We start from the raw sequence: 17,377 nt of genomic DNA, 5'->3' as shown, positions 1-17,377 counted from the left end.
GAAATGGGTGGTGGTCACTTTCCATTTTAACCTACGACAGTAGCAATTTGGAGGGCTGCCCTTTGTTTACGTTCATCTTAGCTAGGATCGGGAATATAGCCAAATTGGCAAAATAGCGTGGCTAAGATTCGTTAGGGTCACCCATGGCTCAACGAGCCATCGCCAGAAGAGAAAACCCAGATTCAATCGGCAGCGTGCTCCCAGCGGCAGCGGCCAGCACACAAAAAAACACCGGACCGCCAGAGAGGGTAAAACGCCTCTGTCAGGTATCCGGTGTTTGTCATTTTACGAGCCTTTGTATTTGTTGAGGAAGGCCTTAAACTTTTCGTAGGACTCGGCAGACGGTTTGTTCTTTTCCATGGAGAAGCCGCCTTCAATGCGGTCCACCTCCTGGCCGTCCTTGTAATAAACCAAAGTAGGGGTGTATTGCAGCTTGTAATCCGACCAGCCCTGCGTAAATTCCAGCACATTGTACATCTTCATATCCACACCCAGTTCCTTGGTCAACGGTACTAAATGAGGGGTGGTAGCGACACAGTGGACGCAGGTGGGGGAGAAGAAGTAGACGAACAAACTGGCTTTATCGGCCAGCTTCTGGGTCAGGTCAGCGGGCAATATGATGTTCTGGTAATTGGGATTGTCCAGCTGCTTGACGGTCATGGAGTTCAACTGGGATGCAGGGACACCATAAACATTGTTGTCCTTGGCCTTGAGGGAAGCTTTATTGACGAAGAACAGGATAACAAACGCACCAAGAATAATACCCAGAAATATAATCATCTTCTTCAATGTTTACGCGCCTCCTCTGCAAGGTTCCTTTGGTCAAGTTATTGACTCTTATTCTTGGTATAGTATAGCATAGAACCATTCGGGGTTGGCAAATGAAAGCGGGCTTCCTTTTTAAAGAAAAGAGTGAGATGAGATGGACAACCATTTACCGGAAGCGTTCCGCATGAAGATGCGCCTCCTGTTGGGGGAAGAGGAGTACCAGGCGTACCTGGCCTCGTTCGGCCAAGAGCGGTATTACGGTCTGCGGAGCAATCCGCTGAAGCTGGCGGCGGAGGAACTCCTGGAGCTGGCGCCCTATAGACTTGCGCCTGTTCCGTGGTGCCCGACGGGCTATTATTATGAAGAAAGCGCAAGGCCGGGCAAACATCCCTACTACCATGCCGGGATGTACTATATCCAGGAGCCCAGCGCCATGATTCCGGCAGAGCTTCTGGACGTGCAGCCGGGAGACCGGGTGCTGGACCTGTGTGCCGCTCCCGGAGGCAAAACCACCCAGCTGGCAGGCAAGCTGCAGGGCCAGGGATGGCTTGTCGCCAATGACAACAGCCTGGACCGGGTGAAGGCATTAACGAAAAATGTGGAGCTGGCAGGCATCCGCAATGCCATGGTGACCCATGAAACGCCGGACCGGCTGGCGGCGCGTTGGCCGGAGGCCTTCAATAAAATTCTGGTGGATGCCCCTTGTTCCGGGGAAGGCATGTTCCGCAAGGATGAGGATATGATCCGCCAATGGGAGAAACACTCCGTCGCTGTCTGTATGGGCATGCAGGCGGAGATTCTGCGGGACGCGGCGGCGATGCTGGCTCCGGGAGGGCGTTTGGTGTACTCCACCTGCACCTTTTCCCCGGAGGAAAATGAAAGTATGATCGCTGAGTTCCTGCGGCAGCATACCGGCTTCCGTGTGGTGCCTGCTCCGGCGGCTCACGGTTTTGTTCCCGGGCGGCCGGATTGGGCGGCGCAAACCAGAGGCGCGGACACGCCTGATGAGGCAGAGGAGCAAACGGCCGGTGCTGTGCGGCTGTGGCCCCACCGGATTAAGGGGGAGGGGCATTTTGCCGTAGTCCTGGAAAAGGACGCTACTCCCGTTGCCTCGGAACCGGAACCGGTCCGTCTGGAAAGCAAACCTGCGAAGGGGCGCAAGGGCTCCGCACCTGCCCGGACAACAGCGCCGGATTTGACTCCTTGGGAGCAATTCGTCAAGGATAACCTGACGCAGCCGCTGCCGGGAACGCCGGTTATGTTCGGGGAGCGGTTATATTTGGCCGCAGCGGGAAGTCCGCCTGTGGCGGAGCTAAAGATCTACCGGCCCGGCTGGTATGCTGGTGAGCTGAAGCGCGGGCGCTTCGAACCCTCCCATGCTCTGGCTATGGGATTAAGCCGCGGTGATGCCCGGCGGGTATTAGCTTTGCCCCAGGACTCGTCCCGGGTGATCCGCTACCTGAAGGGAGAAACCCTGGAGGTAGCGGAGGCGGAGCTGGAATGCTCCGGCGGCGTCTCCTCCAAGGGTTATGTGCTGGTATGTGTGGACCGGTTTCCTCTGGGCTGGGGCAAATGGAACCAGGGGATGCTGAAGAATGAATATCCTGCAGGATGGAGATGGGTATAGTGAAACAAACCATGCGGCTGGACAAGCTTCTGGCCCATTCCGGCTACGGGACGAGAAGCGAAATCAAGCTTCTGGTTAAGCGCGGCGGGGTTCAGGTCAACGGCAAAAAAGCCAAGGACAGCGGGCAGCAGGTTAATCCGGAGCAGGATGAGGTTTTGGTGGACGGAGAAAAGGTGGTTTACCGGGAATTCGTATACCTGATGCTGCACAAGCCTCCCGGCTATGTCTCCGCAACGGAGGACACCCGTGATCCTACTGTGCTGGATCTTATCGGCGGGGAATACAGCCATTTTGATTTATTTCCGGTAGGCAGGCTGGATAAGGATACAGAGGGTTTGCTTCTGCTGACCAATGACGGCAAGCTAGCCCACGAGCTGCTTTCGCCCAAGAAGCATGTCCCGAAAACCTACTTCGCCCGGGTATCCGGCGGCCCGGTAGGCGCGGAGGATGCTGAGGCCTTCCGTGAAGGTGTCCGGCTGGACGACGGCTATGTCACCCTGCCCGCCCAATTGAACATTCTCGAGCCCGGTGGTGCAGGGACAGAGGCGCGGATCGAGCTGACCATTATGGAGGGGAAATTCCATCAGGTTAAGCGTATGTTCGAGGCTGTGGACAAGAAGGTCGTCTATCTGAAGCGGATCAGCATGGGCTCCCTCTCGTTGGACCACACCTTGGCGTTGGGCGCTTACCGGGAGCTGACGGAGGAAGAGCTTACGGGCTTGAGACCGGAATAGAAAAATTGTCCCATTTTAAGAAAAAGGGAAGGTGTCGTACTTATAGGCATACATCCCGCAGGAGGAGAGATGCGAAAGATGGATCAGCCTTACCGCTTGATTGCCCTTGACGTAGACGGCACCCTGTTGAATGATGAGCATCAGCTGACCGATGGTACCAAGGAGGCCGTCCGGCTCGCCCATGAGGCCGGGGCCACCATTGTGCTGTGCACCGGAAGAGGGCCCAGCAATTCCTTTTATCTAATGGAGGAGCTTGGCTTCCAGGGAGTCCTGATTGCCCATAACGGCGCCGCTACGGTGATGTCGGAGGACAAGCGCCTGATTCACAGCTTCGCTTACCACATGCATGATTTGGCGGGTCTTGTGGAGTATTGCCGCAGCACCGGCATCCATTATGATGCCAACACCGCCTTCGAGATGTATATTGACCGGATTACCCCCCGGGAGCAGGATATGTATGTGAAGTACGGCATCCGCCCCAACCGGGTGGAGGATGTGGTGTTGCTGCAGGAGCCAGTCCAAAAATTCACCATGTTCGGCACCATGGAGCAAATGGACCGGCTGGAGGCGGAATGGCCGCAGATTGGTTGTGAGATGTCTCCTATCCGCAGCGGAGATTTCTTCGTGGATGTGATGCATCCCGAAGCAACCAAGGGAAACGCGTTGAAGAAGCTGGCGGAAAGCCTGGCTGTCCCCCGGGAGCAGGTGCTGGCCGTAGGCAATTATTATAATGATATCGCCATGCTGGAATTCGCCGGCTTGGGCATTGCCGTAGCCAACTCACCGTCTAAGGTAAAAGAGGCTGCTGACCTTGTAACGGTCTCCAATAATGAGGAGGCAGTGCGCCGCATTCTTGAAGAATATGTGCTGGGAAATTAGTAAACGGCACCCTTCGGGAACGCTTCCAATACATACAAAAAAGAACGCCTTCCTGGGGGAATGGCGTTCTTTTTTGGCGCTGCACAGACGGGTTTGACAGGCAAGGACCATCTCGTCCGCACAGGCGCCTCCTTTTTGGGGAAGGCAATTTCCGTAAGCTGTCAGAGACTCATCGGATTAACCCAGCCGGATTAGTAGATGAACGGACGGGAAACGATGACCAGAAGAATGAAGAGAACCAGGATAACACCTGTAGTTGTGAAGCCGCCGCCTACTGCGCTCATGATGATTCCTCCTAGGGTTAATGTACCGACTGTATTGGTTCATTTGCGATCATTGCGCGGTCTTGGCAGGATTCGTATCTCTTATTCCCTGATGTCTGTCGGTCTAATGTATCATATGCGCAGGGAACTCCGCCGTCTTAGACGTTTGCCCGGGTGAATAGAAATTGGGCAGTGTAGGCATTCTTTAATGGAGGAATACCGATAACGAGCTGGAGGCGATGCTCCATGGCAGAAGTGGTGCTCAGGCCGGATCTGAAAACGGCGGGCGGAGAAGTCAGTGATATTGTAGTGAACGGCCGTTTTGCCGGGACCCTGATGCTGGTCTACCGGGAGGGGGATAGGCTTTCCGGCGCCGTGCAGCTGGAGACGGATCATCTGGACGGAAGGGAAGCCGAGCAGGTCAACCTGTTTGTGGATCGCCATATCCGGGACCTGGCCGGTGCTTTGGACATAGAGGATTATGAAGCTGTCGTTACGATGGGCAGCTATCATCACATTCTGTCCGGAGATACCTGGCAGAGGGAAACGGAAGAGCCTATTCATCTGTATGAGGATGAGCCTGAGGTGATTTGGGTATCCGATGACGAGGACGGGTTGGGCGATTGGGATATCTATGAGCCGGAAACCTTCCGGATGGACGATGCGGAAATGGGTTATGCGGATGAGGATGACAATGAAGAGGACCCGGTCTTCTACGAGCTTGTCCCCACCCGGACTGCAGCAAGTCAATCGGAGTATCATGTCTATGATGAAGGCCGGGAGTGGGTGGCGGAGCTGATTATCCGTGAGACCGGAGGCGGGCTTGTGGCCGATGTGCATTGGATGTTCGATCCGGGAACCGAGGAGATGGACACCTTGGCCGACTACATTGCCGATGAGCTGGAGGACCGTGTGCTGGATGGATTCCGGCTGAACCACCGGTATGAAGGAACGATTCTGGAGACTGCAGATTATGCCCAGGAGGATCTGACGGATAACGCGGATTTCACCGGAAGCAATGCAGGCCAAAGAACCGAACAGGACTACCGTGTCACTCTAGCCCGGGACGATCAGGATATGCTGACGTATGAAATTTACGACCGTCACAAGACCCATCCTATAGGCACCGCCACAGTAGACATCAGCCGCAAGCAACTGTCCGGCTTTATCGACTTCCGGGATTCTTCCGTTCAGTCCGTTGAGCGGGAGCGGATCGCTGCCCTGATTATGCAGGAGCTGGATAAAGAGAAGAACTATAACCGGATCAGCTTCACCATGCTTGCCCGGAACAAGCCAATTGATGAAGTGGTGTTCGAAAACGAGCCGTTTCATTAAAAAAAGCCGCGGCGCTTCCTACCGGAAGCGGTCCGCGGCTTTTGCTTATAGAGTGGATGGAATTATTTATTCAGCTTCAGAATCTGGCCGGGATAAATGTCGGCTGTAGACAGGCCGTTGTAACCCTTCAGCATATCCACCGTCACGGAGAGCTTTTGGCTGATGCTCCAGAGGGTATCCCCGCTTTGTACGGTATACCGGGGCATTTCCTTAGAGGCATCCCCCATAAGAAGATCCGGGTTGGAAATGTACAGCTGCGCTCCCGGCATCAGTGCATCGTTTTTGACGGATTTCCAGTTCCATGTGCGAAGACTATTCAGGGAAATGCCGGTCGTCTGGCTGATTTTCCACATGGTATCGCCGCTTTGGACGGTGTAGGTCATTGGAATGACTCTCTTCACAGCCATAAATCGGTTTTGCCAATACGGTGTGGACAATGAGGTGATGGTCACACCTTTGCTCGCCGATGCGTGCAGCATTTGGTTATTGCCCAGGTATATCCCCACGTGGCCCGCTCTGTCCGGATAGGTGGTATCCCGGAAGAACAGAAGGTCTCCCGGCTGGGCTGTAGCCATGGTAACCGCAAAACCTTCTTTCATCTGGTCATTGGAGGAGCGCGGCAGATTGATGCCGTTCTCGATAAAGGCCCGGAAGGTAAAGGAGGAGCAGTCAAAGTTGTTGGTTTGGGACGGGTCTGCACCATACAGATAGGGTGTTCCCAGGTATTTGCTGCCGGAAGCAATAATCTTATCGGCAACAGTGGTTTTGGCCGAAACGGCGGCAGTGGCAGAGACGGATTCGGTAGCGGCAAAAGCATGGGCCGGAGCCAGGGCGCCCAAAAGAAGGACAACGCCTAGGGCAGTCTGCTGAAGTCGTTTATTCATAATCCGATTCCTCCCTTGTTGGACTGGCTTCTCGCCGGTAGACCCAGTATAAGGGGGGGAATGCCCAGGAACAACGCATAAATTATGGAATCCCTTATGCCGCTGCCTGATATTGGTTAAGGAAATTGCGAAAGGGTAAAAATCCTTACGTGCATCAAAAGGCGGGTGGACTCCGTCAGTTTAGCGGGAACGGAGCCCCTTGGGATAATGGTTTTTGAGCTGGCCGGCAGCACATTTGGCCCAGCCCAAGGGGTAATTTTCCACACATACGGGTACCCAGCCGTCAGGCAAATCAGCAGGCGTCGGAAGGACCTCCCCCCGGAGGTAAGCGGCCAGCTCCGGCGACTCAGCCGATAGGCTGACTGTCTGCCGGAAATTGGAAGCCGGCATGGCCAGCGCAAGGGCGTGGGCGGGTTCCACCCGTTTTTTGCGGATGGTGGCCAGATGCAGGCCGGGCCTCGGGGATTTTAGCCCTGTAAGCAAGGTGCTGCGGAAGCGTCCCTCCCGCCCGGAAGGGAGCCAATACAGCTGTTCCCCGAAGAGTATAGGTTCTCCCGGTGGGAGCAGCTCCTTCGAGGTGAACACCGTTTCTGCAAATTCCCGGAAAAGCTTCCACGCCTCTGCCGTTTGGGCGGATGGCACAGCCGGTTTATCCTGCCGCTTTGACTTTGCGGTTTTGCGGCTCTCCAGCTCCTCCGCCTCTTCCCCATCCAGCCGGAGGACAGCGACAAAATGGCCCTCCCCTTTGACTTTGTGGGGCCAGAGCCGTTCGGTGCGGAGGAGGGTAAGTCCCGGATATTCCTGCAGGACAGCCTCTATGAGCTCCTCATTTTCCTTGCGGTTGAAGGTACAGGTGGAGTAGGCAATAGCGCCCCCGTTTTTGAGCATAGCCAGAGCATAGCGGAAGATATCCAGCTGTCTGGCGGCGCACATGTCCACATGATCAGGCGACCATTCCTTTTGCGCCGTTTCATCCTTGCGGAACATTCCCTCTCCGGAGCAGGGGGCGTCCAGCATGATCTTATCGAAGAAGCGGGGAAAACGCTGGGCCAGCCTGTCCGGCGGAGACTGGACCACTACCGTATTAGCGGCGCCCATCCGCTCGATATTCTCCGCGAGGATCAATGACCGGGCCGGATGGATTTCATTGGCCACCAGCAGGCCTTCAGGTCCTATCTTGGCAGCCAGCTGGGTGGATTTGCCCCCCGGTGCGGCGGCCAGATCCAGCACCGTCTCCCCCGGCTGCGGGGAAAGCAGCTCCGCCGAGGACATGGCGCTGGGTTCCTGGAGGTAATACAGGCCCGCGGCATGGAAGGGGTGTTTGCCCGGCCGGGAATCCTCCCGGTAATAAAAGCCGGTGGGACACCAGGGCACCGGCTCCAAGCCGAACAGGGCGGCAAGCCGTTCCTGCAGCGGGCTGCCGGGTTGAATCTTATGGGGCTGAACCCGCAAACCATAGGTCCGCGGGGCGTCGTAGCTGGCCAGGAAGGGCTCCAGCCCATCCCCCAGTTGGATTGACATTTGTCGGATAAAATCTTCAGGCAATGTTTGAGGCATATTGGTTGAGTGGCTCCTTGCGTTGCAGTATCGTATACTCATACTAATACAAAAAGGGCCAATTTCCAAAGCGGCAGGACAAATATCTTGCCGGAAACCTTTCAAGCCCAACGCGCGTATACTACATGTAGCGACAAAATACACCTTCGGTCTGCATGGATGCAGCCGGGCGCCGAGGAGGGGAAGCCCATGAACAAAACAAGCCGGATGCTCCGGCTGGGAGCGGCGGCAGCTGCGGCAGCAGCATGTTTGGCACTGTGGGGGGCCGAGCCGCCGTCCGCTCACGCCGGTTGGGTGGACCGGGTCCGCGATGTGTTCCAGGTGCCTGGCGAAGTGGACAAGCTGAAGGAGCAATATAATGAAATGAAATCCGGCTACGATGCTACGGTGGAGCAGCTGGAGGAAACCCGGCGCCGGGCGGAGGAAGCCCAAAAGCTGACCGAGGAGTACCGCAAAACCCAGGAGCAGCTCATTACCGACAACGCGGCGCTTGCGGAGCAAAACCGCCAGCTTGCTGCCACTCTGGAGGAGCTGAAGGATTCCGAGGAGGCCCGGGCCCGGTCGGCAGCCCGTGTGAAGAGTCTCATCTGGACGGCGGTTCTGCTGGTGGGCGGATATTTCGGAATCAGCCGGGTGGCCCGGTATGTCATGCGTGCCCGGGTGAGACGCTAATAGAGCGGGTTAAGGCGCTTATATAGAAGGAAACGGAGGTGGCGCCCTTTGAACATCGGTCCTCAGCAAGCGGGAGATGCCGAAAACGGCCGGGTTGAACGGTTTCTTCTGGGAGCGGGCGAACGGGTATCCTTGTTATATCCCGGACAGATTATCGCCTATAGAGGGGCTCCCCAGGGCAGATCCGACCGTTTTATGACCCTGAAGGGGATGTACCGCAAACGGAAGCTGCTCCAGGCGGACCTGACCGGCCCCTGCGAATTCCTGACGGCGCTTCCCCACGGCTTTTATCTGAAAACCCTGCCGATTGAAGGCAACAGCGATTTGCTGTTTGAGTTCCGCAATCTGTTTTTTTATACTCCAGGCATACATATGGAGCATAAGCTCCTGCAGTTGAAAAAAATGCTGGTGACCCGGGATTGGATGAAAATGAAGCTGTCCGGGGAGGGGCTGGTGGGTCTTCTCACCTACGGCCCTTTGTATGAAATTGAGCTGGACGAGCGGGAGCCGCTGTTTGTGGATGCCCGCTGCGTGGTGGCTATGCCGGAGAACGCCAGTCTGAAGCTGTGTGTGTATGGCAATCATCTGGCCAGCCAGCATATGAATTACCATTGGAGCATGACCGGACGCGGAGTAGCCTTGGTGCAGGGCAGCCTGGCCGGTCCGGAGCTAGAGAAGGAGCACCGCCAGGACGGTTTGATCAAGCGTGTTCTGCGGGAGGTTATCCCCTTCGGTGGGGTATTCATTAAATAAGAGACTTCGATGAAAGAAAGTATTGGTCATTTATCAAAAGGAGGCGCAGAGCGGAAATGGCGGAAACAGCTGAACATGCGGCGTATCATACACCTGTTTCGGTGTTGGATTTGGCTCCTGTTTTGAAGGGCGGCAGTGTGGCGGAAACTTTGCATAACAGCCTGGATTTGGCTAGACATGCCGAGTCCTGGGGATACAAGCGTTATTGGCTGGCGGAGCATCACAATATGGCGGGTGTGGCCAGCTCAGCCACCTCGTTGGTCATTGGTTACATTGCTGCAGGTACGACGAGCATCCGGGTAGGCTCCGGCGGCATTATGCTGCCTAATCACGCGCCGCTGCTGATTGCCGAGCAGTTCGGCACCTTGGAGTCCCTGTATCCGGGACGGATTGATCTGGGTCTTGGCCGGGCGCCGGGCACCGACCAGCCGGCCTCCCGTGCCATCCGGCGGGGCCTGGCTTCGTCGGGCCAGGATTTCCCGGCGCTGCTGGAGGAGCTGCGCTCTTACTTCGAAGGCACCAGCGTCGGAGTGCAGGCCGTGCCCGGAAAGGGCCTGCGGGTGCCCATCTGGCTCCTGGGCTCTAGCGGGTTCAGCGCCGAATTGGCGGGGCGCCTGGGTCTGCCCTTTGCTTTTGCCAGCCATTTTGCCCCGGATTATCTATTGCCTGCGCTGGATTTGTATCGATTGAGCTTCACCCCGTCGGAGGTGCTGGAAAAACCCCATGCCATGGTAGCCATCAACGTCTTCGCTGCCGATACGGATGAGGAGGCGGACCGGCTGTCCACCTCCCAGCAGATCCAATTCCTTCGTCTGATCCGCGGCGGGGGCGGACCGCTGGAGCCTCCGGTGAACTCCATGGATGAGCTTTGGCCGGGGGAAAGAGAGCGTGCCGTGGTGGAAAGCCAGCAGCGGTATTCTGTCATCGGCAACAAGGAAACCGTGCGGAGACGGCTGCGGTACATCCAGGAGCTTACCGGCGCGGATGAATGGATTGCCTCCGGTCAAATCTATGACCACCAGGCCCGGCTGCGCTCCTACGAGCTTTTGTCCCAGGTGGTGCAGGAGGGGTATTGACGGGGGAGGGAACCCGGGGCTAACCCGGACCCCCAGAACCCCGGACCCCCAGAACCCCGGAACCCCGGAACCCCGGAACCCCGGAACCCCGGAACCCCGGAATCCCGGAACCCCGGAACCCCGGAACCTTCGGAAAGCTGGTTACTTCAACAGTCCTGGCCCCGGGCTCAGCTAGCTAACGGACCCCCGCGCCGTTATTTCGGCCAAATGCCGCCTTTTTGAAAACTAACGGACACTAGAGCCTTTATTACCGCCAAACGTGTGCCTTTACAGGTCTGTTGGGCGAAATAGCTGCTCTCGTGTCCGTTAGATTTTTCAGGACAATCTTTTCGGCGATATAACGTCTCTCGAGTCCGTTAGGGTGGGAGTCATATGTGACGAATGAGGCGATTGAGGGGACAAAGACTGATTATCGAGCACCAGTTGGTATACGGTCAATTGACAACAGGTCAAACAAATATTATGATACGAGTGAAAATATTTGACCGTCTCTGGCCGGGACGGTGGAAGGAGGCGCCTATGAAGCTGGCCCCTGTGTTTATCATCGAGGAGTACGAGCAGCTGAAGGCGGTAAGTGACCCATTCCGCACCACCATTCTGGGCCATCTCATCGAGATGCCGTATACCGGACAGCAGCTGGCCCAGCTTCTTGCGCTTCCGCGGTCCAAGATTCATTACCATCTGGCGGAGCTGGAGAAGAACGGCTTTATCCGCGTGGTCAAAACCGAAGTCAAAAACGGCATTATCCAAAAGTTCTACCGGGCGGTAGCCTGGAGCTTCGTGCCGGGGGAGCGGCTGTTGCCCCACCGGACCGAGGTGGAGAATTACTTCCGTGAGTTCACGCTGAACACTGTGGGCCGTGCCAGATTGCGGACGTTAACGGCTCCGGAGGAGGCCTTCCAGGTGCAAAGCGCCAACAAAGACGCCTGGCCGCGCATCGCCATGCAGATGGAAGTGCATCTTAAGCCGGAGAAGTTCGCCGGGTGGCTAGCCCGGTACCGGGCTTTGCTTCAGGAGCTGGATGACATGAACGATCCCGGCAGCGAGGAAAGCAGATTGTTTTATCTGGCTTCCGTCGGCTTTCAGGCGGAGGGGCCGCTGTTTGCGGATGGGGATGAGTATGAGGATGAAGAAGAGGCATTAAAAGAGTAAGACTGCAATGATGCTGGCAATGTCATAACCCATAAACCAATTATCCAAAGGATGGTGCAACCCATGGTAGATCCCCGTTTGACACGGCTGGCCGAGGTGCTGGTCCATTATTCCGTAAGAGCCCAGAAGGGCGAGAATGTTCTGATCGAAGCCTTCAACATTGACAATCCGCTGGTCAAGGAACTGGTGAAGCAGGTGTACAAGGCAGGCGCCAATCCCTTCGTAAATCTGCGGGATCAGCAGGTCATCCGCCAGCTGGTGCTGGAGGGGACCGAAGAGCAGCTGACCACCATGGCCAAGGTGGATGACTTCCAGATGCAGCAGATGCAATGCTACATCGGCGTCCGCGGCAGCCTGAACATTACCGAAATGGCCGATGTGCCCGCCGACAAGCTGAAGCAGTATAACGCCCTGTACCAGACGCCGGTTCATTTTGAAACCCGTGTGAAGAAAACCCGCTGGGTAGTGCTTCGTTACCCGACCGCTTCCATGGCCCAACTGTCCAACATGAGCACAGAAGCCTTCGAAAACTTCTACTTCGATGTGTGCACGCTGGACTACGGCAAAATGAACGATGCGATGGATTCCCTTAAAGCACTGATGGACCGCACCGACAAGGTCCGGATTACCGGTCCCGGCACCGATCTTACCTTCTCCATCAAGGGAATCGGAGCCATCAAATGCGCAGGCGAAATGAACATTCCGGACGGCGAAGTATATACCGCTCCTGTGCGTGACAGCATCAACGGCACCCTGCAGTACAATGCGCCCACACCGTACAATGGCTTTACCTTCGAGAACGTACTCCTGGAGTTTAAGGACGGCAAAATTGTGAAGGCAACCGCCAACGACACTGAACGCCTGAACAGCATTCTGGATACCGACGAAGGCGCCCGTTATGTGGGTGAATTCGCCATCGGCGTTAATCCGTACATCAAAACTCCGATGAAGGACATCCTGTTCGACGAAAAAATCGACGGCAGCTTCCACTTCACTCCGGGCAGATGTTATGACGAGGCATACAACGGCAACCATTCCGCCATCCACTGGGATATGGTTTGTATCCAACGCCCGGAATATGGCGGAGGGGAAATCTGGTTTGATGACGTTCTGATCCGCAAGGACGGCCGTTTTGTCATTCCGGAGCTGGAAGTTCTGAATCCCGAAAACCTGATTTCTTAATAAGACTGTTTTCTTACGCAAAACGCCGCTCTTCAACCCCATATACGGGAAGGAGAACGGCGTTTTTTACGGCATAGGGTAAAAAGGGATCAGTAACGTTGCTAGATAGATTTTGGAGGAGCAAATGGGTTATCATTACAGCATAATCAGATTTACCGAAAGAAAATTTCCGCCTGGGGCGAAAGGGTTGTTCATGTATGGATTCCATTAAATTAACCTCATATTCCACCAAAGGAGGCTGCGGCTGCAAAATCGGTCCCGGGGACCTGTCCCAGGTGATCCGCTCCTTGCCGGCTCCCCTGCCGGACCCGAATCTCCTGGTAGGCATCGATACCAGCGATGATGCCGGCGTGTACCGACTGACGGATGAGCTGGCGCTGGTGCAAACGGTGGATTTTTTTACGCCGATTGTGGATGATCCGTACTCCTTCGGACAGGTGGCGGCCGCTAATGCCATCAGCGATATTTATGCTATGGGGGGCAAACCTCTGACGGCGCTGAACATTGTGGCGTTTCCCATCAGCAAGCTGGACAAGCAGGTGCTGGCAGAGATTCTGCGGGGTGCCGGGGACAAAATGCGGGAGGCTGGAGTGACGCTGGTTGGCGGGCATTCCATCGATGACAACGAACCCAAATTTGGGCTGGCGGTAACAGGTTTGGTCCATCCCGGCAAGGTGCGCACCAATGCCGGAGCAAAACCGGGCGATTGCCTGATTCTGACCAAACCCATCGGAGTGGGGATCCTGACCACCTCCATCAAGAAGGATCTGCTATCGCCGGAGGAGATTACACGGGTTACCCAGGTTATGGCAACGCTCAACAAAAAAGCAGCCGAAATTATGGAGCCTTACCGGGTCCACGCCTGTACGGATGTAACGGGCTTCGGACTATTGGGACATGCGCTGGAGATGGCCAAGGGGAGTGGTAACGGCATCCGCATCGAAGCCGATCGGGTTCCCGTCCTGCCAAGAGCCAGAGAGCTGGCGGAAGCCGGATCGGTGCCCGGCGGCACACGCAACAATTTCAAGCATGTAGAGCCTTCGGTGATGTTTCCCGAGGAAATGGATCAGATCGGGCGCTACATTCTATGCGACGCCGTTACCTCCGGTGGGCTTCTGATTGCCGTAGACGAGGCGGACAGTGCGGAGCTTTTGGAGAAGCTGGTGGCGGACGGAGTGGAGGCCCATTTGATCGGACAGGTTACCGCAGAGCATCCCGGACAAATTCAGGTCGTGTAGAGGAGTGGCAGGCGTGTTTCAGGACATCAGCGTAGAAGATCTGCTTATCCGCAGAAAAAACGGGGATCTGGTCACAGTAGACGTCAGGTCCCCGTCGGAATTCCGGGACGGCACCATTCCCGGCAGCATCAACATTCCTTTTTTCAACGATGAGGAACGGGCGGAAATCGGTACTCTGTACACCCGGGTGAGCGTTCAGGCTGCCAAGGACCGGGGGCTGGAGATTGCCTCTGCCAAGCTTCCCGCACTGGTGAAGGAATTCCAAAGCATTGGCCGGGAAAAAGGGGTGTTCTGCTGGAGAGGAGGGATGCGCAGCCGGACGGTTTCCACCGTGCTTTCTCTGATGGGTATCCGCGTATACCGGCTGGAAGGCGGTTACCGGGATTACCGGAGATGGACAACGGCCCGTTTGGAGCATATGGCACAGCGGCCGTGGCCTTCTTATGTTCTCCAAGGGAATACCGGCACCGGCAAAACCGCCATTCTTCAAGCGCTGCAGGCGGAGGGTTATCCGGTAGCGGACCTGGAGGGGATGGCAGGACACCGCGGCTCTATTTTTGGAGGAGTCGGAGTGCTGCCCCATAACCAAAAAACCTTCGATGCTTATTTGGCGGAAAGGCTGGGAACGTTGGAGCACTCCCCTTGGATTCTGCTGGAGGCCGAAAGCCGGAAGGTTGGCAAGATTACCCTGCCGGAGTTTATTATGCACAGCAAGGAGGAGGGCAGAACGATTCTGCTGGAGCTCCCTCTGGAGGTCCGGGCCAAACACATTGTAGCGGACTATCAGCCCGAGCTTTACGGGGAAGCGCTGCTGGCGGCCTACCGCTTCATAAAGGAGCGGATTCATACACCTATAGCCAAGGAAATTGAGAGCAAGCTTTTGTCCGGAGCGTATGAGGAGGCGGTGCTGCTGCTTCTGGAGTATTATTACGATCCTCTATACGCCCATTCCGAGGGGGTGTACAAGGAGGCGCCTATGGTAGTCAAGGCTGCGACAATAGAAGAGGCGCTGGACCGGGTCAGGGAGCTGCTGCCTCCGTTGGGTTAGAGCGGGATTGCGGACATAATTCCTGGAGTAGTTACGGTCAGCGATGAATGCAGGTGGGGGAGTCGTGGCAGGCTGCTGCTAATAATTCCTAACGGCAGTGAGAGACGTTATTTGCTCCAAAACGGGGTGCCTCGAAATCTTACGGAAGCAGGGGACGCTATTGGACGAAAAAGAGGCCTACAGCGGGGCAAGTGGTTCGAATAAAGGCTGTGGCCGCCGTTAGATTTTCTGAAGGGGTGTTTTCGACGTAATAAGGGCTCTCACCGCCGTTAGAATTTGTCCGGACAAACCCTAGGGTGTGTATGCAAACCCGCCTAGAACCGGAATCCGCTGCCTGCGAGCCACGTGAAGCCCAGTCCCGTCAGCCTGTTCAAGGCATCCAGCTCCCCGGGGTCAAGGCAGACGATCAAGGCGTCCGGTCCGCCCAAGGCGGCATAGGCGAATTGGCGCGGGCCTGCCGACTCCGGGAGTATATCTGCGGTTCTAAGCAGGAGCTCCGGGTTCAAGGCGTTTGGGGAGCCGGAGAGCTCCCATTCGCAGATTCGGGCGTCCAGCCTGAACCGGAGGAGAACGTTCTGCCCGGAGGGAAGGGCTTGCGCATCAGCAACGGGCAGCGGCGCCCCCGAGGCTTCGGCTACCCCGGCCAGCCGCATTATGGCATGCACATAATCCCCCGCCTGCCGGATGCTGTCCCTGTGTACATGCCAGATACGCTCCGATATAGGCCCTCCATCCCCGGCGGTACCGCCCAGGGCGATCAGCAGCAGCAGATACGGCTTCTCTATATACGCTTCCTTGCGGAACTTTACCAGCTCCCGCTCTCCGATTTCCGGACGGGGGCGGAAGCCCAAAAGAGCCAGCTTTTTCAGCTGGACGGCAGGATCTAACGGATCTTTTTTACGGAACCACCCTAGCATTTTCGTTACCGCCTCCCATTGAAGCTAAGGCATAGATTATCCGGCGTGACCGCCAGCGTTGAGCTGCTTTTGCTTCATATATTTGCAGACCTTGTTCTTGCCTGTGGTTTTGGCCTGGTACATGGCTTCATCCGCCTGCTTCACCAGGGCGTCCGGAGAAATTCCCTTCTTCGCCTTGCTGTAGCCAACACTAACCGTAACCCCGGCCTCCGCTTCAATCCGTTTGCGGATCAGCTCCGCCAATTCGCCCGGATGGACCTCCGGGTCAGTCACCAGCACCACCATTTCCTCGCCGCCCAGACGTCCCGCCACTCCGATTTCCTCCACACATTCCCGAAGGATCAGGGCCACCTTTTTCAACGCTTCATCACCCTTGTCATGGCCTTGTGTATCGTTCAGCTTCTTGAAGTTGTCAATATCCGTAAAAATAACGGTGACCGGCACCTCATGGGACAGATACTGCTTCAGGCGGTTCATAAAATACAGCCGGTTATACAGCCCGGTGAGGGCATCGGTAATGGATTTGGTATACACAGCCTGAAGCAGCTCCACCACCCGCTCGAACACGATGAGAAACAGCGTCATATAATACAAAACGAGGAAGGTGCTGCCCGCCGCTGCCAGAGCCGGATAAGCACTGCCCGTAATAAACACATCCGCCAGATGGATCAGTTGGTAGATGAAGTAAAAGGACAAACTCAGCTGGTACCGGTTCCATTGGCCAACCCATGGCGAAATCCATTGGTGGCACAGGAAAAGCATCAGAAACATATACAGCTCAATGCCCAGATTCTGCAGCAGCACCACCTGCCCCGGATTTCCCTCAAACCCATCCACCAGGAAGTACATCAGGGATAGCAGTACCGCAATAACCACGGCCGACCAGGTCAAAACATGCTGCCGGGTCCGTGAGGAATTGTACATTTGGTAGATGCCCAGGTTCAGGAAGATAAAGGAAACCGCCTTCAAAAGAATCGTGGCGTAGCCCGTCCAATTACCTGTGCCAGGGGCGTCGGTTCCAGCCGAGATGATGAGGATATGCTGGGCCATCACCACCAGAATCGACAGGGACAGCGAGAAATAAGCCTTCTTCCGCCGGTTCACAAACAGCCTGAACGTCATCACCAGCATCAGCAGAAGGATCACCAGAATAATCGTGGAAAAATAAACGGGACGCATCGGTCCGCACAAAAGCTCGTACAGCATGTCCATTCTCCCTTCAACCCATTCTTTCATTATACCAAAAACTTTGTCGGTGTGTTCTCTTTTCAATTGCCGCCGGCAGGCGCTAC

At 56.0% G+C, this 17,377-nt stretch carries 17 protein-coding genes; 11 read left to right on the top strand and 6 right to left on the bottom strand.

The features are described 5' to 3' along the window. Positions 1 to 285: 285 nt before the first annotated feature. Entirely contained in the window at positions 286 to 780 is a 495-nt protein-coding gene (locus ACI1P1_RS29645; protein WP_416220213.1) for a thioredoxin family protein, read from the bottom strand. 142 nt (positions 781 to 922) lie between these two features. Here ACI1P1_RS29645 and ACI1P1_RS29640 point away from each other — a divergent pair, with 142 nt between their 5' ends. The 3 genes from ACI1P1_RS29640 to ACI1P1_RS29630 all read left to right on the top strand — a co-directional run bounded on the left by ACI1P1_RS29640 (position 923) and on the right by ACI1P1_RS29630 (position 4,008). Then, the gene (locus ACI1P1_RS29640) at positions 923 to 2,395 is read left to right on the top strand and encodes an RsmF rRNA methyltransferase first C-terminal domain-containing protein (protein WP_416220211.1); all 1,473 of its coding nucleotides are present in this window, start codon (positions 923 to 925) and stop codon (positions 2,393 to 2,395) included. Then, positions 2,386 to 3,129, top strand: a complete 744-nt coding sequence (locus ACI1P1_RS29635; RefSeq protein ID WP_416220210.1) for a pseudouridine synthase — start codon at positions 2,386 to 2,388, stop codon at positions 3,127 to 3,129. The genes ACI1P1_RS29640 and ACI1P1_RS29635 overlap by 10 nt, the downstream gene beginning before the upstream one ends. 69 nt (positions 3,130 to 3,198) lie before the next feature. Continuing rightward, positions 3,199 to 4,008, top strand: coding sequence for a Cof-type HAD-IIB family hydrolase (locus ACI1P1_RS29630; RefSeq protein ID WP_416220209.1), 810 nt, complete (start codon positions 3,199 to 3,201; stop codon positions 4,006 to 4,008). A 191-nt stretch (positions 4,009 to 4,199) separates the two neighbouring features. Here the strand turns inward: ACI1P1_RS29630 and ACI1P1_RS29625 are convergent, their stop codons facing one another. Further along, positions 4,200 to 4,292, bottom strand: a complete 93-nt coding sequence (locus ACI1P1_RS29625; RefSeq protein WP_416220208.1) for a YjcZ family sporulation protein — start codon at positions 4,290 to 4,292, stop codon at positions 4,200 to 4,202. A gap of 225 nt (positions 4,293 to 4,517) precedes the next feature. Between ACI1P1_RS29625 and ACI1P1_RS29620 the strand changes: the two genes are divergently transcribed. Beyond that, on the top strand, positions 4,518 to 5,606 hold the full coding sequence (locus ACI1P1_RS29620; protein WP_416220207.1) for a hypothetical protein: 1,089 nt from the start codon (positions 4,518 to 4,520) through the stop codon (positions 5,604 to 5,606). Between the two features lie 62 nt (positions 5,607 to 5,668). Here ACI1P1_RS29620 and ACI1P1_RS29615 read toward each other — a convergent pair whose 3' ends face one another. Together ACI1P1_RS29615 and ACI1P1_RS29610 are read right to left on the bottom strand one after the other, a co-directional pair. Continuing rightward, entirely contained in the window at positions 5,669 to 6,490 is an 822-nt protein-coding gene (locus tag ACI1P1_RS29615; protein ID WP_416220206.1) for an NlpC/P60 family protein, read from the bottom strand. A 180-nt stretch (positions 6,491 to 6,670) separates the two neighbouring features. Beyond that, positions 6,671 to 8,047 carry an RsmF rRNA methyltransferase first C-terminal domain-containing protein gene (locus ACI1P1_RS29610; RefSeq protein WP_416220205.1) on the bottom strand — a complete coding sequence of 459 codons (1,377 nt, stop codon included), beginning with the start codon at positions 8,045 to 8,047 and terminating at the stop codon, positions 6,671 to 6,673. A 189-nt stretch (positions 8,048 to 8,236) separates the two neighbouring features. On the opposite strand from ACI1P1_RS29610, the gene ACI1P1_RS29605 reads away from it, so the two are divergent. The 7 genes from ACI1P1_RS29605 (at position 8,237) to mnmH (ending at position 15,168) form a co-directional block, all read left to right on the top strand. After that, positions 8,237 to 8,719 (top strand): hypothetical protein, encoded by a 483-nt coding sequence (locus ACI1P1_RS29605; RefSeq protein ID WP_416220204.1) that lies wholly within the window; start codon positions 8,237 to 8,239, stop codon positions 8,717 to 8,719. A 48-nt stretch (positions 8,720 to 8,767) separates the two neighbouring features. After that, positions 8,768 to 9,472 (top strand): AIM24 family protein, encoded by a 705-nt coding sequence (locus ACI1P1_RS29600; RefSeq protein ID WP_416220203.1) that lies wholly within the window; start codon positions 8,768 to 8,770, stop codon positions 9,470 to 9,472. Positions 9,473 to 9,528: 56 nt separating this feature from the next. Then, positions 9,529 to 10,548: an LLM class flavin-dependent oxidoreductase gene (locus tag ACI1P1_RS29595; RefSeq protein ID WP_416220202.1), complete on the top strand. Its 1,020-nt coding sequence runs from the start codon at positions 9,529 to 9,531 to the stop codon at positions 10,546 to 10,548. 519 nt (positions 10,549 to 11,067) lie between these two features. Beyond that, positions 11,068 to 11,700, top strand: coding sequence for an ArsR/SmtB family transcription factor (locus tag ACI1P1_RS29590; protein WP_416220201.1), 633 nt, complete (start codon positions 11,068 to 11,070; stop codon positions 11,698 to 11,700). A 63-nt stretch (positions 11,701 to 11,763) separates the two neighbouring features. Beyond that, on the top strand, positions 11,764 to 12,882 hold the full coding sequence (locus tag ACI1P1_RS29585; protein ID WP_416220200.1) for an aminopeptidase: 1,119 nt from the start codon (positions 11,764 to 11,766) through the stop codon (positions 12,880 to 12,882). A 197-nt stretch (positions 12,883 to 13,079) separates the two neighbouring features. Further along, positions 13,080 to 14,120, top strand: coding sequence for a selenide, water dikinase SelD (gene selD, locus ACI1P1_RS29580; protein WP_416220199.1), 1,041 nt, complete (start codon positions 13,080 to 13,082; stop codon positions 14,118 to 14,120). Between the two features lie 13 nt (positions 14,121 to 14,133). Continuing rightward, on the top strand, positions 14,134 to 15,168 hold the full coding sequence (gene mnmH / locus ACI1P1_RS29575) for a tRNA 2-selenouridine(34) synthase MnmH (RefSeq protein ID WP_416220198.1): 1,035 nt from the start codon (positions 14,134 to 14,136) through the stop codon (positions 15,166 to 15,168). Positions 15,169 to 15,482: 314 nt separating this feature from the next. Here mnmH and ACI1P1_RS29570 read toward each other — a convergent pair whose 3' ends face one another. Continuing rightward, positions 15,483 to 16,085 (bottom strand): hypothetical protein, encoded by a 603-nt coding sequence (locus ACI1P1_RS29570; protein ID WP_416220197.1) that lies wholly within the window; start codon positions 16,083 to 16,085, stop codon positions 15,483 to 15,485. A 36-nt stretch (positions 16,086 to 16,121) separates the two neighbouring features. Continuing rightward, a complete protein-coding gene (locus ACI1P1_RS29565; protein WP_416220196.1) occupies positions 16,122 to 17,291 on the bottom strand; it encodes a GGDEF domain-containing protein in 1,170 nt (389 codons plus the stop codon). Positions 17,292 to 17,377: the final 86 nt, after the last annotated feature.

Origin of the sequence: Paenibacillus mesotrionivorans (assembly GCF_046098205.1) — a bacterium.
Lineage (GTDB): Bacteria > Bacillota > Bacilli > Paenibacillales > NBRC-103111 > Paenibacillus_AR > Paenibacillus_AR mesotrionivorans.
This window is presented reverse-complemented; position numbering and strand designations above follow the sequence as displayed.

Coding starts and splice junctions, on each gene's coding strand:
- ACI1P1_RS29645 (WP_416220213.1), bottom strand. CDS start 780: ATGATTATATTTCTGGGTATTATTCTTGGTGCGTTTGTTATCCTGTTC.
- ACI1P1_RS29640 (WP_416220211.1), top strand. CDS start 923: ATGGACAACCATTTACCGGAAGCGTTCCGCATGAAGATGCGCCTCCTG.
- ACI1P1_RS29635 (WP_416220210.1), top strand. CDS start 2,386: ATGGGTATAGTGAAACAAACCATGCGGCTGGACAAGCTTCTGGCCCAT.
- ACI1P1_RS29630 (WP_416220209.1), top strand. CDS start 3,199: ATGCGAAAGATGGATCAGCCTTACCGCTTGATTGCCCTTGACGTAGAC.
- ACI1P1_RS29625 (WP_416220208.1), bottom strand. CDS start 4,292: ATGAGCGCAGTAGGCGGCGGCTTCACAACTACAGGTGTTATCCTGGTT.
- ACI1P1_RS29620 (WP_416220207.1), top strand. CDS start 4,518: ATGGCAGAAGTGGTGCTCAGGCCGGATCTGAAAACGGCGGGCGGAGAA.
- ACI1P1_RS29615 (WP_416220206.1), bottom strand. CDS start 6,490: ATGAATAAACGACTTCAGCAGACTGCCCTAGGCGTTGTCCTTCTTTTG.
- ACI1P1_RS29610 (WP_416220205.1), bottom strand. CDS start 8,047: ATGCCTCAAACATTGCCTGAAGATTTTATCCGACAAATGTCAATCCAA.
- ACI1P1_RS29605 (WP_416220204.1), top strand. CDS start 8,237: ATGAACAAAACAAGCCGGATGCTCCGGCTGGGAGCGGCGGCAGCTGCG.
- ACI1P1_RS29595 (WP_416220202.1), top strand. CDS start 9,529: ATGGCGGAAACAGCTGAACATGCGGCGTATCATACACCTGTTTCGGTG.
- ACI1P1_RS29590 (WP_416220201.1), top strand. CDS start 11,068: ATGAAGCTGGCCCCTGTGTTTATCATCGAGGAGTACGAGCAGCTGAAG.
- ACI1P1_RS29585 (WP_416220200.1), top strand. CDS start 11,764: ATGGTAGATCCCCGTTTGACACGGCTGGCCGAGGTGCTGGTCCATTAT.
- selD (WP_416220199.1), top strand. CDS start 13,080: ATGGATTCCATTAAATTAACCTCATATTCCACCAAAGGAGGCTGCGGC.
- ACI1P1_RS29570 (WP_416220197.1), bottom strand. CDS start 16,085: ATGCTAGGGTGGTTCCGTAAAAAAGATCCGTTAGATCCTGCCGTCCAG.
- ACI1P1_RS29565 (WP_416220196.1), bottom strand. CDS start 17,291: ATGCTGTACGAGCTTTTGTGCGGACCGATGCGTCCCGTTTATTTTTCC.